At 61.1% G+C, this 15252-nt stretch carries 17 protein-coding genes; 4 read left to right on the top strand and 13 right to left on the bottom strand.

The window, feature by feature from the left end; genetic code table 11:
- Positions 1-144 precede the first annotated feature (144 nt).
- The 3 genes from ACRWA7_RS07695 to ACRWA7_RS07705 all read right to left on the bottom strand — a co-directional run bounded on the left by ACRWA7_RS07695 (position 145) and on the right by ACRWA7_RS07705 (position 3186).
- Positions 145-1137, bottom strand: a complete 993-nt coding sequence (locus ACRWA7_RS07695; protein ID WP_438392843.1) for an LLM class flavin-dependent oxidoreductase — start codon at positions 1135-1137, stop codon at positions 145-147.
- A gap of 188 nt (positions 1138-1325) precedes the next feature.
- A complete protein-coding gene (locus ACRWA7_RS07700; protein ID WP_438392144.1) occupies positions 1326-2138 on the bottom strand; it encodes a phosphate/phosphite/phosphonate ABC transporter substrate-binding protein in 813 nt (270 codons plus the stop codon).
- A 31-nt stretch (positions 2139-2169) separates the two neighbouring features.
- Positions 2170-3186 (bottom strand): fatty acid desaturase, encoded by a 1017-nt coding sequence (locus ACRWA7_RS07705; RefSeq protein WP_438392145.1) that lies wholly within the window; start codon positions 3184-3186, stop codon positions 2170-2172.
- A gap of 275 nt (positions 3187-3461) precedes the next feature.
- Between ACRWA7_RS07705 and ACRWA7_RS07710 the strand changes: the two genes are divergently transcribed.
- Positions 3462-4319, top strand: coding sequence for a formate/nitrite transporter family protein (locus ACRWA7_RS07710; protein WP_060818430.1), 858 nt, complete (start codon positions 3462-3464; stop codon positions 4317-4319).
- Positions 4320-4417: 98 nt separating this feature from the next.
- On the opposite strand, the gene ACRWA7_RS07715 is transcribed toward ACRWA7_RS07710, so the two are convergent.
- The 5 genes from ACRWA7_RS07715 to ACRWA7_RS07735 all read right to left on the bottom strand — a co-directional run bounded on the left by ACRWA7_RS07715 (position 4418) and on the right by ACRWA7_RS07735 (position 8379).
- On the bottom strand, positions 4418-4726 hold the full coding sequence (locus ACRWA7_RS07715) for a hypothetical protein (RefSeq protein ID WP_060818431.1): 309 nt from the start codon (positions 4724-4726) through the stop codon (positions 4418-4420).
- Between the two features lie 298 nt (positions 4727-5024).
- Positions 5025-5303, bottom strand: a complete 279-nt coding sequence (locus ACRWA7_RS07720; protein WP_438392146.1) for a hypothetical protein — start codon at positions 5301-5303, stop codon at positions 5025-5027.
- A gap of 54 nt (positions 5304-5357) precedes the next feature.
- Positions 5358-5711 carry a hypothetical protein gene (locus tag ACRWA7_RS07725; RefSeq protein ID WP_060818287.1) on the bottom strand — a complete coding sequence of 118 codons (354 nt, stop codon included), beginning with the start codon at positions 5709-5711 and terminating at the stop codon, positions 5358-5360.
- Between the two features lie 99 nt (positions 5712-5810).
- A complete protein-coding gene (locus tag ACRWA7_RS07730) occupies positions 5811-7514 on the bottom strand; it encodes a peptidoglycan D,D-transpeptidase FtsI family protein (RefSeq protein WP_438392147.1) in 1704 nt (567 codons plus the stop codon).
- 25 nt (positions 7515-7539) lie between these two features.
- Positions 7540-8379 (bottom strand): arylamine N-acetyltransferase family protein, encoded by an 840-nt coding sequence (locus ACRWA7_RS07735; protein WP_438392148.1) that lies wholly within the window; start codon positions 8377-8379, stop codon positions 7540-7542.
- A gap of 204 nt (positions 8380-8583) precedes the next feature.
- Here ACRWA7_RS07735 and zwf point away from each other — a divergent pair, with 204 nt between their 5' ends.
- From zwf to ACRWA7_RS07750, 3 genes are read left to right on the top strand one after another with little or no spacing between them, the layout of a single operon-like run.
- Entirely contained in the window at positions 8584-10137 is a 1554-nt protein-coding gene (gene zwf / locus ACRWA7_RS07740) for a glucose-6-phosphate dehydrogenase (protein ID WP_438392149.1), read from the top strand.
- A gap of 10 nt (positions 10138-10147) precedes the next feature.
- Positions 10148-10951 carry an ROK family protein gene (locus tag ACRWA7_RS07745; protein WP_060818291.1) on the top strand — a complete coding sequence of 268 codons (804 nt, stop codon included), beginning with the start codon at positions 10148-10150 and terminating at the stop codon, positions 10949-10951.
- Positions 10948-11826, top strand: a complete 879-nt coding sequence (locus ACRWA7_RS07750) for an HAD family hydrolase (protein WP_438392150.1) — start codon at positions 10948-10950, stop codon at positions 11824-11826. The genes ACRWA7_RS07745 and ACRWA7_RS07750 overlap by 4 nt, the downstream gene beginning before the upstream one ends.
- Before the next feature lie 182 nt (positions 11827-12008).
- On the opposite strand, the gene infA is transcribed toward ACRWA7_RS07750, so the two are convergent.
- The 5 genes from infA to ACRWA7_RS07775 form a co-directional block, all read right to left on the bottom strand.
- Positions 12009-12278, bottom strand: coding sequence for a translation initiation factor IF-1 (infA, locus tag ACRWA7_RS07755; protein WP_050382773.1), 270 nt, complete (start codon positions 12276-12278; stop codon positions 12009-12011).
- A gap of 100 nt (positions 12279-12378) precedes the next feature.
- On the bottom strand, positions 12379-12672 hold the full coding sequence (locus tag ACRWA7_RS07760; RefSeq protein ID WP_208603258.1) for a hypothetical protein: 294 nt from the start codon (positions 12670-12672) through the stop codon (positions 12379-12381).
- A gap of 578 nt (positions 12673-13250) precedes the next feature.
- A complete protein-coding gene (gene corA, locus ACRWA7_RS07765) occupies positions 13251-14228 on the bottom strand; it encodes a magnesium/cobalt transporter CorA (protein ID WP_438392151.1) in 978 nt (325 codons plus the stop codon).
- Positions 14229-14419: 191 nt separating this feature from the next.
- Entirely contained in the window at positions 14420-14848 is a 429-nt protein-coding gene (locus ACRWA7_RS07770) for a bactofilin family protein (RefSeq protein ID WP_438392152.1), read from the bottom strand.
- A gap of 93 nt (positions 14849-14941) precedes the next feature.
- Positions 14942-15226, bottom strand: coding sequence for a hypothetical protein (locus ACRWA7_RS07775; protein WP_244163993.1), 285 nt, complete (start codon positions 15224-15226; stop codon positions 14942-14944).
- Between the last annotated feature and the right edge of the window lie 26 nt (positions 15227-15252).

The following is a 15252-nucleotide window of genomic DNA, read 5'->3' on the forward strand; positions in this document are numbered from 1 at the left end:
GAGATCGCTGACCTCATTATTGCTTGTCAAAACGATACCCGTCCAGTATCGCAACGCGTGTTCGCTGCGCCGCTTTGCGTTCGAGTTATGTGCACGATAGGTGCAAAATCCGCTTCGCAAAACGGCGCGGCTTCACGCGACACTTTACAAAGCAGCGAGCGCGGCGCGCGCCTGCGCCGTGATTTCGAACGAGCGCAGCCGTGCGGCGTGATCGTAGATCTGCGCCGTGACAATCAATTCGTCGGGTTGCGTCTGCTCGATCAGCGAGGCGAGGCCCGCTTCCACCTCCCGCTGATCTCCGATCACCGAGCATGCAAGGGAATGGTCGACGCCCGCGCGTTCGGCATCGTTCCACGGAACCCGTTTCACGGGCGGCGGCAACTGCCCCGGCGTGCCGCGCCGCAGGTTGATGAACTGCTGCTGCAGCGACGTGAAGAGGAATTCGGCCTCGTCCGTGGTGTCGGCGGCGAAGACGTTTACGCCGACCATCGCGTAAGGACGATCAAGCTGTTTCGACGGGCGGAATTGCGTCCGATACACCTGCAATGCGGTCAGCAGATAATCTGGCGCGAAATGCGAGGCGAACGCGAACGGAAGCCCGAGCGCGGCGGCGAGTTGCGCGCTGAAGGTCGACGACCCTAGCAGCCAGATGGGCACTTCCAGCCCCGCGCCCGGCACGGCGCGCACCCGCTGGCCCTCCACCGGCTCGGCGAAAAAGCGCTGCAGTTCCACGACGTCATCGGGGAAATTGTCTGCGCTGCCCTGCAGGTCACGGCGCAGCGCGCGGGCTGTCGTCTGGTCGGTGCCGGGCGCGCGCCCAAGACCCAGGTCGATACGCCCTGGAAAGAGCGACGCGAGTGTGCCGAACTGTTCCGCGATGACGAGCGGCGCGTGGTTCGGCAACATGACGCCGCCGGAGCCGACGCGAATCGTGCTGGTGCCCGCGGCAACGTGTCCGATCACAACGGACGTCGCGGCGCTCGCGATGCCCGTCATGTTGTGATGTTCGGCCAGCCAGAACCGGAGATAGCCGAGCTTTTCCGCGTGTTGCGCAAGTTCGCGCGAATGGCGGAAGGCGTCGGCGGCGGTCGATCCGGCGGGAATCGGGGAGAGGTCGAGAACTGAAAAGGGGATCATTGCGGCTTCCATGACTTCGAGCTGGGGCGGTACGGGCATGCGTGCGAATCGGCATTCGGTTATTTGGCGCGAAAGATGCGCACTGCCCGAACGCAGGCGACTCGGCTTACGACCCGGAAACACGCGCCGTGAACGCGTGGGTAAACGCCGATTGTGCCGAAAGTCCTGAAAGTCTGCCGTGACCGCAGTCAGGCGAGGCGGGGATAGCCGCGCTGCGCGGCGTCGTTTTCGAGGTCGAGAATGACCGAGTAATCGTCGAGCGGACGTTGGGCGAAGCCAGCGAGCTTGAGCCGCCTGGCCAGTGGAGGATCTTCTTCGATGACACTCGCCAGCGCGATTCGCAGTGCGCTGATTCCATCGGGCGGAACGTCTTTCGATGCAATCAGCGGCAAGCCGGGCGACGCCGCCGTCACGCCGATCGTAACCACGCCGCTCGCAAGCGCCGGAAGATATTCCTGCACAAACGCGAAGCTAATGCAGTCGATGGCGGCGATATCGGCGCGATTGTCCAGCAGCGCTTCGAGCGAGGCGAGATGTCCGCCCGTTTCGATCACCGACGCAAAGAACGCACGGCCATTGGCAAACGGCGCAACCGCATGACGCAGCAGGTTCATGCCGCTGTTGGAATCGTCGCTGTTGTATGCGGCGCGCAGGCCGCGACTGCTTTCCAGCGATGTCACGCCCGCCGCCTTGCGTGCGACCAATACACTCCGATAATCCCCATTCGCGCAGTCATCGACGGAAAAAATTGGGGTCGCGACAAGTTGTACGCGATCATTGAGCGCGTGCATCAATGGATAACCGCAGGTTTGCGTGAGGAGGACATCGCCGCGCAGCCAGAATTCGGTCAGCGACATACTAGGATGGATGACTTCGAACGAGTCGCCACGCGCTTCGAGCCACGGCCGCACATGGCGCCGCACATGGTCCAGCAATGTGCGCCAGTCGGCCGCGAGTGCTGGCGTGACGTTGTACATCGGTAAAGCCGCGAGCCAGTTCATGCAGATTCGTTTTCCGGCGGTTTATGCGTGATTACACCGCTTGTGCGACGCCGGACTTCGCGTCCTTGGCGGCGTCGCGTTCTGCGAGAGCGATCCGGTCCGCGCGCGCGTGCAGCGGATGCAACGCCGGCGCGACCGGCTTCACGCCATGCCTGACCACCCATTCCCGATAGCCCCGCACGACAAACCCGCCATTGCGCTGCAGATACGCGTCTCGATCGCCATGATAGATCGCCGATAATGCGAACCACGGCGCGCCCGGCAAATCATGATGAACCGAATGGAAATTGTTGTTCAGGAACAGCAGGCGCCAGAACCACGAGGCTTCGTTGATGACGGTGCGTTCGCTGATCTTATCGGCGGCGCGATGTTCCTGGAACGAGCGGATCGCGCTCAATGCGAGCGCCGGATATCCGACCGCGAACACAAGAACAAGAGGGCTGATGCCGCAATAACGGTCGAGCCACGTCATGAGCGCGCCGAGCAGCGCCAGATGCAGCGCCCACGCGCCAGCCATCCGGACATTCCCGCGCGCAATGTCCACGATCACCGACCCAAGGGTAGACGCGATCGAAAACAGCGGCGCGAGCAAGAGGCGTCCGAAGAAGGTATTGCGCAACGTCAACAGGCCGCGCACCACGATACCCGCTTCGCGCCAACGTCTGGCCGACACGAAGTAGGTTTCCGGATCCAGATCGGGATCGGTGAGATGAACGTCGTCGTGATGGCGCAGATGCGATTCGCGATACACCGCGTAGGGAAACCACACGGCAAGCGGCGCAATGCCGAACAGCGCGTTGATCAGCGGAAAGCGTGTCGGATGACCATGCAGCAACTCGTGCTGCAGTGAAAGATAAAGACAGGACAGCACGGCGAGAATCCCGGCGGCGACCGGAAGGCCAAGGAAGCGCGCGTTGAGCGCCGTGCCGAACCATCCGCAATACAGAGCCACGATCAGCAGCCACGTCGGCCACTCGCTGCGCCAGCGCCACGAAGCGCGAAGCTGATGGATCTTCCGGCGTTGAGCGTCGTCGATATAAAGACTCATGGGAATTCGGTGACGGATCGAGCCACGATCTTAGCGTCGGGCCGTCGCGCGCCAAACCAAGCAATCCCGCTAAGCTTGTTCCGATGTGAAGAATCTTCTTATTCCACTGAGCGCCGGTCGGCTACTCTGGAAGCTGTAAGCGTTTAGTAGGCATCTTTCCTGCTCCTTCGATGCAACCCCGCTTTTTAAAGCGAGCGGCCGCGTCCATCCGGACATGGCAAAACAAGACGGCGCCCCGTTGGCCGATGGCTGACGAACGCCGCACGGAGCATGCGATGCCGCAAGAACACGAAGCACGGGAACAAAACGACAAAGCGGGTTCCGATTCTCCGCACCTCGACGGCGACGAAAAAGCACAAGCCGCCGAGCATTCCTCCCCGCACGCGCTTGTCATCCACGAGATCGTGCGCGAGGAAGGCGAGACCGCCATGGACCGCACTTTTTTCGCGCTTGCATGGTCGGCGCTTGCGGCGGGTTTATCGATAGGCTTTTCGTTTCTCACGCAGGCCACGCTTTTGAGCGCATTGCCCGATGAACCCTGGCGCGACCTGGTGGCATCGTTTGGATACACGATTGGTTTCGTGATCGTGATTCTCGGGCGCCAGCAGCTATTCACAGAAAGCACGCTCAGCGCCGTGTTGCCGGTACTCACACGCCGCGACCTGAAGACGTTGTTGAAGACCTTCCGCCTCTGGGCAATCGTGCTGACTTTCAACCTGATCGGAACGATCATCTTCGCCGCGATCCTGCAGATCCACGGCGTCTTTCCCGACGATGTCGTCGAGTCGCTCGGAAAACTGGCGCAGCTACCGCTTTCCGCGAGTTTCGGCGTAACCGTCGTGCGCGCGATATTCGCCGGATGGTTGATCGCATTGATGGTGTGGCTTTTGCCAAGCGCGCGTTCGGCGCGTTTCCTGACTATCCTGCTGATCACATATACGGTTGCCGTGAGCAAGCTCTCGCACGTGATCGCGGGATCGGTGGAAACGTCCTACGCGGTCATGACCGGTGCCGCGAGCATTCGCGACTACCTGCTGGTCTTTCTGGCGCCGACGTTTATCGGCAATATGATCGGCGGCATTTCGCTCGTGGCGATCGTCAACCACGCGGCCATTGCGCCCGAGATTGAATAAGCGTGGTGCTCGACAGATCCGCGGTCACGTCACTACTCCAACAACACCAACAATAAACAACAAACGCGCGTGCGCGCGCGATGGCGAAAGCGGCGCGGTCACGCCGCTTTCGCCCAAAGCCTGTTGGTCGACCTTTTGCGCCCCGAAGCGGGACCGCCAGGCGGTTGTGAAAATGAATCGAGTACTTTCTTCAGCGCGTCGATGCGCCGCCTTTGCGCCGGAACCAGCACGTGCTCACCGCTGACCGCGGCGAGCCGTTCGCGCCAATAGTCCACGTTAAGCGCGCCCGCGGGTTTCTGGCTCATCGCGCGCAACTGGCCGATTGCGCGTTCAATGTGCTGAAGTTCCGCGTCTGCATGCGACGATGTTTTAAGGCCCCCTGATGCTGCACCGTTTTTGCTTTTCATCTGTGCCACCATTTTTGCCGGTGTACTGCCACGCGCTGTCACTTCTTCGATGACATGGCCCGTTGTGCGTCGTCCGGCTTTTTTCCCCTTCGCCCGCGTGCTTATCTGCGCGTCGGGCGGCCCCGGTTTGATGCGACCGTCAATGCATACTCACCCAACGCGGCGCGTGCGCACTGTCTGGAATCGCACACTGAACAAGCCGCTCGGTGCGCAAGGAAACATGGCGCTTCTATCGATAAAACGCGCAAACGTTTTCGCGGTAAATTGCCATATGGGGCGGGGCGCTGCGGCGTAAAGATTACTCGGTCTTGGGCGCGCGGGCGCGACCGCTGCGTTTGATCTGCTCGTCCATGGCAAGGTCGAGCTTGCTCACGCGCCGGGGTTTTTCGGGCTTGAGCGCATTCACGAAGGTGACGAAATCGTCAAGCGGCAGCGGCGAGGAAAGTTTCTGCTCGCCAGCCAGCGCCCGGTCGACGAGATAGAAGAGACCGCCGCTCAGGCTGACCGCGGCGTATTGAGCGTTACCGGAGCGCGTCTTGAGCCGCTCCACGGCATTGATGGCTTTAGTGGATCGCATGACCGGGCCGCTGCTTGATTTGTCTCTGTCCTGTGAGTCTGAAAGGCGAACCCATCAGGAGCCGGCGCCGTTACTTCCCGGCGCGCATTTCTTGCTCGCGCCCTCGAGCCACAGGTTCGATACGTGCCGTTCGCCCGGATAAAAGCGATACGAGGTTTCGCCGTTATCGAAGCGGACCTTGATCACGTTCGAGTCGCCGAATTCGAGCATGGTGCCTTGCGGAATCGGCGTTTTCTTGAACTTCGCATCGTGTTTCTGGGCTTCGTCCGTCAGACACTGGACGATGCTCGTGACCGACGCATTGGTGGCGGTTTCGACTTCGGGCTGTCCGGCGTCGGCGTTATGGAACTGGCCGCAGGCCTGGAGCAAAAATACGGGAAGCGCGAGAGCGCATGCAATCTTTTTCATGGTGTCCTTCAAGTATTCAGCCACGGCGACGCTGTAGTGCGTGATGCCGATTACATCACAGTGGCCTTACGGTTTGCGTCGGCTTGATGTCCGGGCTCATCACGCATCGGGCGGTACGCCCAGAAGCTGCATGGTCCCGCCGACAACGCCCGAAAATACCGGGCCTGCCACGGTTCCGCCGTAGTAGGAGCCTGCCGACGGTTCGTCGATCATCACGGCGACGATCACTTGCGGGTCGCTCATGGGCGCCATTCCGACAAACGACGCACGATACTTGTTCGCGGCATAGGTACGCCCGATCTGTTTGCGCGCCGTGCCGGTCTTGCCGCCCACGCGATAACCCTCTACCGCTGCCGCACGTCCCGTGCCACGGGGGCCCATCGCGAGTTCGAGCATGTCGCGCACGGCCGCGGCCGTCGTGGCCTTGGTGATCTGCACGGGTTCCGGCGCAGCCCGGCCGCGCACGAGCGTGGACTGGCGGAATTCACCGGTTCCCGCATAAGCGGTGTACACCTGCGCAATCTGCAGCAGCGACAACGACAGGCCGTATCCGTACGCCATGGTCGCCTGCTCGATCGGCCTCCAGCGCTGATAGCTTCGCAAGCGGCCGGTTGCTGCGCCCGGGAAGGTCAGTTCCGGCGCTTGCCCAATGCCATATTGCCGGTACTTGTCCCACACCGTTTTCGCCGGCAGCCTGAGCGAAAGTTTTGTCAATGCAATGTTGCTCGACATCTGCACGGCTTCCGACACCGTGATGACGCCGTGATTCGACGTGTCGTGGATGGTATTGGGCCCGAGCTTGAACGTGCCCGGTGAGGTATCGATACGGGTCTCGGGCCGAACTTGCCCCATGTCGATGGCGAGCGCCGCAACCAGCGGCTTGATGGTGGAGCCGGGCTCGAACGTGTCGGTCAGCGCCCGGTTGCGCAGTTGCTCGCCGGTCAGGCGCGAGCGGTCGTTCGGGTCGAAGGTCGGATAGTTGGCAAGCGCGAGGATTTCGCCGTTCTTTGCATCGAGTACGACCACGCTGCCCGCGCGCGCCTTGTGCTTTGCAATCGCCGCCGCGAGTTGCGTGTGGGCAAGCTGCTGGATGCGCCGGTCGATGGTCAGGTGGATCGTCTCGCCGTTCTCCGGCAATTCGGTTTCGCCGATCTCGGACACAACGCGTCCCAGCCGGTCGCGAATCACTTCGCGCTGGCCGTGTTCGCCCGTCAGCCGGTCGTTGGCCGCAAGCTCCACGCCTTCCTGGCCCTTGTCCTCGTTGTCCGTAAATCCGACGATATGCGCCGCCGACTCGCCTTCGGGATAAAAGCGCTTGGTATCGGCGACGAGCGTGACGCCCGCGAGCCCCGTTTCCGCGATACGCGTTGCCACGTCGGCATCGACCTGACGTTTGAGCAGGACGAACGAACGCTCCGTTCCGAGCCGGCGTGCAAGCTCTTTCTCGGGCATGCCGAGAAGCCGCGCGACCTGCGGACGTGTTTCGGTATCGAAGCGCGACGGCGTGGCCCAGATTGAATACGTCGCAAGGCTCACGGCGAGCATCGCGCCGTTGCGATCGACAATGCGCCCGCGCGTGGCGGACAGTTCGAGCGTGCGCTGATACCGCTTTTGCCCTTCGCCGATATAAAAGTCCTGGTTCACGACCTGCACCCACAGCGCGCGCGCCGCCAGCGTCGCAAACGCGGCGAACATCAGCAGTACGACGAGCGTGGAGCGCCACTGTGGCAGCCGGCTTTCGAGGACGGCGTTCTTCACGGGCGTTTGATACGCTTCGTGAGCACGCCTGGCGGTTTTACGCATGCTTCGGTCGAGTCGGTTGGATGAGTCAGGTCGTGGCGGACGCGGGTTGCGCAACCAGGCGTTCAAGCACGTCCTCGAATCCGGCGTTCTCCGGCAATGCAAGGCCAAAGCCGTCTTTCAGCACGCGGCGCAACTCGGCGGCTGTTGCGATTTCACGATGCTCCTCGGCGGCGCCGCGATGCGTCAGCGTCCGGTCGAACAGCGTTTGCCGTTGTCCTGGAATCACACGCGCGACGATCAGGTGACCCGTGAAGATCGACTCGGGGAGCGTGGACACATAGTGGTTCGCCATGGCGTAGTCGGCGGGCAACTGCGGCTCGAGGTCGAAACGGTAGACCGGCTTCCAGGTGTCGCCGAGTTTCACCTGCAACTTGAAATCGCCGTGCTCGATCAGGTCGAGGCGGAACGTCTCGTGCGGCGTGGCCTGCTCCCGGCCGTTATCGAAAACGAGCGGCGCGGTGAGCGTCATGCTGCCGAATCCCACGTCGGCAAGCCACGTTTCATCCGGCGTTTCCACGAGCAGCATCATGTGCGTGCGCGCCGGCATGGCGTCCGGATCGGCCCATAGCACGCGCGCGGCAAGCCCGGTTGTCTCGAATCCGAGCGTTTCCAGCACAGCCCGGAACAACAGGTTGTGTTCATAGCAATATCCGCCGCGCCGCGCGCTCACCAGCTTGGCGAACACCGACTCGAGATCGAGCCGAGGCGTGGCGCCAAGCAGCGTGTCGATGTTTTCAAACGGAATAGCTTGCGGATGCAGCCGGTGCAGCGCGTGCAGCACCCCGGAGCTCGCTTCATGCGGGCCGGTATAGCCAATACGGTCGAAATAGGCGGCGAGCTGCGCCGTCGAGAGTGTCTGAGTCATGTGTTGAAGCTCCTGCCCTGATAGGGGAACGAGGCCGGGCGTGCCGCCGCGAGGTGCCGTCATTCTACGGTACGGCCCAGCCTTTATTACATATTGCATACGGCGGCGGGCGTAAGCCCGCCGTTTGATCACGATTTTGAACTGTCGGACGTCTAACATGGTCTCTAATGGGCAGTGCGTTCAACTCTTCTTTTAAAGAACCCTATGTCGACCCCACTTGCTACCGCTTCATCCTCCCCGCCATCTCCCGGCAAACATCCCGCTCCGCCCTGCACGCTTGTGATCTTCGGCGCTGCCGGCGACCTGACCAAGCGGCTCTTGATGCCGGCACTTTACAACCTGTCGTCGGACGGTTTGCTCGACGACAACATGAAGATCATTGGCGTCAATCACGGCGAGCTCGAAACCAGCGCCTGGCGTGACCAGTTGACCGAATCCCTCAAAAAGTTCGCCGCCGATAAAGCCGGCGCCTTTCACACCGCCCAGTTGAACGAGCAGGCGTGGAAGTGGGTTGCAGACCGCCTGCAGTACGTGGCGGGCGAATTCGAAACGGACGACGTATTCAACAAGCTAAAGCAGACCTTAGGGGATAGCGGAAATGTCATTTTTTATCTCGCCGTCAGTTCGCGCTTCTTCAAACCTATTGTGGAGCGACTTGGCCGGGCAGGATTGCTGAAGGAAAACGAACATGCGTTCCGGCGCGTGGTGATCGAAAAGCCGTTTGGGCATGACTATGCGTCGGCGAAAGATCTGAACGAGAGCATTCTCAAATTCGCCAGCGAAAACCAGATTTATCGTATCGACCATTTTCTCGGCAAGGACACCGTTCAGAGCATTCTTGCCGTGCGCTTTGCCAACGCGCTGTTCGAGCCGATCTTCCGGCGCGAATATATCGATCATGTTCAGATCACGGCTGCGGAGACCATCGGCGTGGAAGCGCGTGGCGGATTCTACGAGCAAACCGGCGCGTTTCGCGACATGGTTCCGAACCACTTGTTCCAGTTGCTCGGCATGGTCGCCATGGAACCGCCGAACTCTTTCGATGCCGAAGCCGTCCGCGACAAGAAAGCCGAGATCTTCGACGCCATTCAGCCGCTGAAACCCAGCGATGTCGTGCTCGGTCAATACGAGAAATCGGACAGCGTTCCCGGTTATCGCGAAGAAGCGGACGTCGCGCCCGATAGCCAGACCGAGACGTATGCGGCGGCGCGAGTGTTTGTCGAGAACTGGCGCTGGGCGGGCGTGCCGTTTTATTTGCGCACGGGCAAGCGCATGACGGCGCGGCGCACGGAGATATCGGTGCAATTGAAGGCTGTGCCGTTCCTGCTGTTCCGGGACACGCCGGTAGATACGCTGGTGCCGAACGTGCTGACGTTACGCATCGATCCGGAACACGGCACGACCTTCGATTTCAACGTGAAGGTGCCCGGTCCGGTGATGCAGGTCGGGGCCGTGAAATCATCATTCAAATACGGCGATTTCTTCGATGAAAAACCCAACGTAGGCTACGAAACGCTGCTGTACGACTGCATGCTCGGCGATGAAACGCTGTTCCAGCGCGCGGACAGCATCGAGACAAGCTGGGCGGCGGTCGATCCCGTGCTTCATCCCGAAGGCGGTCCGTTGCCGGTTCATGGCTATACGGCGGGAAGCGCCGGACCGAAGGAAGCCGATGCGCTGCTGCAAGCCGACGGCCGCTCATGGCGCCCGCTTGTTGACGAGCACACCAAGAACACCGATCACAACGACAAGAACTAGGAGAACCCTGATGGGGACAGCAGTAAAGAAAGCAGCAAGCAAGCCGGCAAAACGTACCTTGGCCGAACGTATTCTCGCTATCGACGTGGGCGGAACGGGCCTGAAGGCCGCCATTATCGACGCGCACGGCAAGATGCTGACCGAGCGCCTGAAGGTCGCGACGCCGCATCCGTGTCCGCCGGAATTGCTGGTTCATACGCTGGTCAAGCTGGTGGAACCGCTGATGCAGCCGCTGCCGGCCACGCACATCTCGATTGGTTTTCCCGGCGTGGTGCGCGACAACCATGTGCTGACCGCGCCGAACCTGGGCAACGAAAGCTGGCGCAACGTGCCGCTCGCGCAAATGCTTTCGGATCAACTCGGCCACCATTTGCCAGTGCGCATCATCAACGACGCCGAAATGCAGGGACTCGCGGCCATTGAAGGAAAGGGTATCGAGTTTGTCCTGACGCTTGGCACGGGAGCCGGCACCGCGCTTTTCCGCGATGGCGAACTGATGCCTCATCTGGAACTCGCGCATCACCCGGTCAACAAGAACAAGACATATGACGAATACCTGGGCAACGCCGCACGCGACAAAACCGGCAACAAGCGCTGGAATCGCCGTGTGGAGAAGGTCATCGGCATACTAAGTTCGCTCGTGAACTATGACCGTCTCTGGATTGGTGGCGGCAATGCGGCCAATCTCAAGTTCGATCTGCCGGACAACGTGAAAGTCGTGTCGAACGAAGCTGGAATCGAAGGTGGCGCGCGCCTCTGGCATCCGCGCTCGGTGCGCGAAACGCGTCAACTGCCGCCAGGAGCGTTCGAATGACTCCGGCCGGTCTCAAGCTCACCCAACGCTCGCACAACGATCCGGATCGGGCGCTCGATGCGCTGTCAAAAATCGAACTCGTGATCACGGACTGCGACGGCACGCTGCTCTACACCGATAAAACCCTTGGCAGCCCCGCGAAAGAGGCGGTGCGCAAGCTGAGCGCCGCAGGCGTGCGCTTTACGGTGGCGAGCAGCCGGCCGGGAAAGGGCATGCGCTCGATCGTCGAAACGCTCGGAGTCACCACGCCATTCGCCGCCTTCAACGGCGGCAAGCTGGTCGATCCCACGGGCTGGCGGACCATGAACGCGCACTGGCTCGCACGGGAGGCCGCCGAGACCGCGCTGGAAAGCCTCGCGCGGGACGGCATAGATGCGTGGGTGTTCATCGACGACGCGTGGTACATCACGAATCCCGGCGGGGACTATGTGTCGCTCGAGCGCCGGACCGTGGGGTACGACGCGGTGGTGGTGAAAAGTTTCGATGGTATAGACCTGGGATCGGTCGAGAAAATCGTGGCGTCGACCAAGGACGCTGCGTTGCTCGCACGCAAGGAAGCCGAATTGCAAGGCACGCTGAAAGGGCGCGCCATTGCCATGCGCTCGCAGAGCTATTACCTCGACATCACGCATCCGCTCGCGAACAAAGGCGAGGGCATCCGCGAACTGGCGCAACTTGCCGGGGTGGCGCTGGAAAAGGTCGCGGTGCTGGGAGACATGCAGAACGACGTCGCCATGTTCGATGTGGCGGGCGTATCGATTGTGATGGGCCAGGCGTCCGCACAGGTGCAGGAAAGCGCGACGTTTGTATCGTCAACAAACGACGAAGACGGTTTCGCAATGGGCGTGAGCGGATTGCTCGCGGCCCGTGCGTGAACCCGTGGTGGGACCAGCGAGGGAAGTCGATTTATGCGAACGGGAGAGCGCCATCGACGCCACGCGATGCTTACCGACAGCATCCAGCGGCGGCGTCGACGAAGCCTGGGCTCTCGACGTTGCTGCGTTCCTGTCCGAAGTCCCGGGCCCGCATTGTTTGCGTGCCTCGGCAGACGTCCGGTTTAGCGGCGACGCATTTGCGGGCGCGGTCCACCGCCGCCGGTTGCGCGCTCGTCCTTGTGGCGGAAGTTGATCCGGCCTTTCGTCAGGTCATACACAGACAATTCCAGCGTCACGCGATCCCCGGCAAGAATCCGGATGTGGTTCTTGCGCATGCGGCCCGATGCATACGCGCCCACGACCACGCCGTTGTCCAGCGTCACGCGGTAGCGGCTGTCGGGAAGCACTTCGTCAACAATGCCGTCCAGCTCGAGTAACTCTTCTTTCGCCATATAAAGCTCCTTAATTCATCGTCCGATGCGATTGTATGCGAGACACGCACGCAACCGCGATGCCTTTTATTGCCTGACAATCACAAACATTCGCCGATAGTCACAGATCTGCAACAGTCTGGCCGTCGATCTGGCCATCAATCAGTTTTTCGGCGTGCAACAAGCAGGCCCGTCGAGCCTGTCCGCCATTTTCAAAACTTCCATCCTGCTCGATGCGGAACACGCGGCTTTCGCCCGTTACTTCCTCACCGGCGGGCGGTGCGCGGCAGATACGCACCGATGCTTCATAACCGGTATCCGCTGCCCGGACCGCCGCCGCGCCCTGGCGTGCTCCGCGCGGGTAGATCAGCGGATGAATCTCGTAGCCTTTATACGTCTTGAGCGGCTTGACCAGTTCTTTCATGTTCTTGAATTCCTGTTGGCGCCCGCCCGGGCATCGAAATAGTGCATTCGATGCGTGTACCCGCCGATGGCCAGTCCGGGCGCCTCAGCGCTCGCGGTCGATCGGCGGTTACGAGCAAAAAATAGCGCGCGGCGCACTTGGGGCGCAGCCGCTCGCCGGGCTGTAGGTGTCGAAGAACGCCGGGGTGACGCGCGTCATACCGAGTCATACACGATATAACGCCTGGACTGCGCCAACCGTCGACGTCGCTGATATTTAAACTTTGAAACGGCTCTGAAGACGAGTGCCGGGCAGCGTCTGACGCTAAGCCTGCACTGCCGGGGCGATGACATTCAGCCTGATGCGGTGCTGAAATGCCGGGTGGATCGCTGCTGCCATGGCGAACACGTTGCGCGACGCGCACTGTGTATTATTAGACAGCAAATCAGAAAAAAGTTCCGCTGTCGCCGGAGGCCCCGCCTCTCGATGCTGCACTGTTGACGTGATTTTCGGAGATCCGAGCAACTCGTCCGTCCCCGGTTTCACGTCATTCAACCGCCTTCCAGCGGCATCGAATAACTATTATACCGTCATAGCCAGCCAGCCTTGCGGAACCGCCAGTAAAGGAAGACGTCCACCAGCAGCATCACGGCTATACACGCCGGGTAGCCATACGCCCAGTCCAGTTCCGGAATCTTGTGAAAATTCATGCCGTAAATGCCGGCAATCATGGTCGGCACGGCAAAAAGCGCTGCAAACGAGCCCAGACGCTTCGTGACTTCGCTTTCCGCCAGCGAAATCAGGCCCAGGTTGACCTGGATCGCGGTGACGACCATTTCGCGGCGGCCCTCTATAGTCTTCACGATGCGCTGCAAATGGTCGTAGACGTCGCGGAAATAATCCTGCATGCCGCTGCAGACGCCCGGCGCGCGGCCGCCGTAGAGTTTGCTGACCGCTTCCAGCAGCGGCGCGGTGTGATGCTGAAGCAAGATGAGACGGCGTTTCAGCGAATACAGGTCTTCGATGATCACCCTTGAGGCCGCCGAGCCATTGCGCTCGAAAATCCGCTCCTCGAGTTCATCGAGTTCCGCGCCGAGCGCTTCGAGAATGGGGAAATAGCGATCGACCACATTGTCGATTAGCGCGTACATCACGAATGCAGGCCCGTGCTTGAGCAGATGCGGTTCGCGCTCGCAGCGCTTGCGTACTTCCTGGAAACCTTGGCTGGTCCGGTTGCGCACCGACAGCACGTAGTTATCGCCCACGAACACGTTGATCTCGCCTACCACGAGTTCATTCTCGCCATCGAGCTCGACCGTGTGGAGCACGCAGAAAAGCGAGTCCGTGTATTCCTCGATTTTCGGCCGCTGATGGCCGTGTTGCGCATCTTCCACCGCGAGTTCGTGCAGCCCGAACTGGTGCGTCATGTGCGCGAGTTCGCCGGGGCCCGGATCTTTTAGCGCAACCCACACGAAGCACTCAGGGACATCCCTATATGCGGAAATATCGTCGATGGCGACGTCGGCGAGCTTGCGGCCGTCTTGATAGGCCGCGCAATTGACCAGCATGTAGTCTGCCCTTCTTACACGGTAGCGACACCGGCACGCGCCGCACGTGCGCGAATACTCAACGCGCAACGCAGCCGTTTGCCGGAACTTCCGTGAATCTTAGCGGATTTGCGAATGCGTCCTGGGCAGGGACGCACAGCAAGGGGGCGGCACACATATGCCGGCCTCCTGACAGAACCGGTCCTTGCTGCCTAGTTGTTCGTGTAATCCGATGTTATTTCGGAACTCAGCCGGGGCATCTCGACAGGCGCCAGCGTGTTGTCACGCTTCGTAAGTTTGCCTTCCACCGACGCGCCCACATCCATGCGCAGTTGCTGGTAATAAATATTGCCGTTCACGTGCGCATTCGATTGCAACTCCACGAAGTGCTCCACCGTCACATCGCCGGTAATGGTTCCATTGATCACGATATCGTAGGCGGTGACGTTGCCGGTGATCGACCCCTGGTCGCTGACCACCAGCAGTGTCTGCTCGCCTGGACGGCCGGTCACATTGCCTTTTACGTGGCCGTCCATGCGCAGCCCGTCGCTGAATTCGAGATCGCCCGCTATCTGGACATCGTGGGCGATCAGCGTGGCCAGCTTGGCTTGGCTCACGCCGGTAGGTTTTTTCTTGAACATGGATGATCCCTTTCTGGTCTGGATTGCAATTTCGATACTGGCCCCGAGCAAGGCGCGAGGCCGGCGCTGAGATGTCCCGGCTGGCCTGGCCGGTTAGTTGGATTTGTCCCGCTGGCGTTTGACGAACGCGAGATCAGTGCGCATCTGGTGGATCTCGGCCGCACTTTCCGATGCCTGCTGCTGCAAGACGAGCCGCGTCGCCACCTCGTGGTCGAGCGCGATGCGCGCCTTCGCGAGCTGTTCGCGGATCTCGCGCTCTGAAATGGGCGGCGCGCACAGCGCGTCGGCCTTTTTGCTGTTGTCACGCGACGTGACGAGCGCAAAGCCTGCAGCGGCGAGCGCGGCGGCGGCGCAGGCCGCGGCGAGAAGACCCAGCATGATCGCGGGCCAGCTTGGACCGCGGC

This window comes from Caballeronia sp. DA-9 (assembly GCF_051615025.1).
GTDB lineage: Bacteria > Pseudomonadota > Gammaproteobacteria > Burkholderiales > Burkholderiaceae > Caballeronia > Caballeronia sordidicola.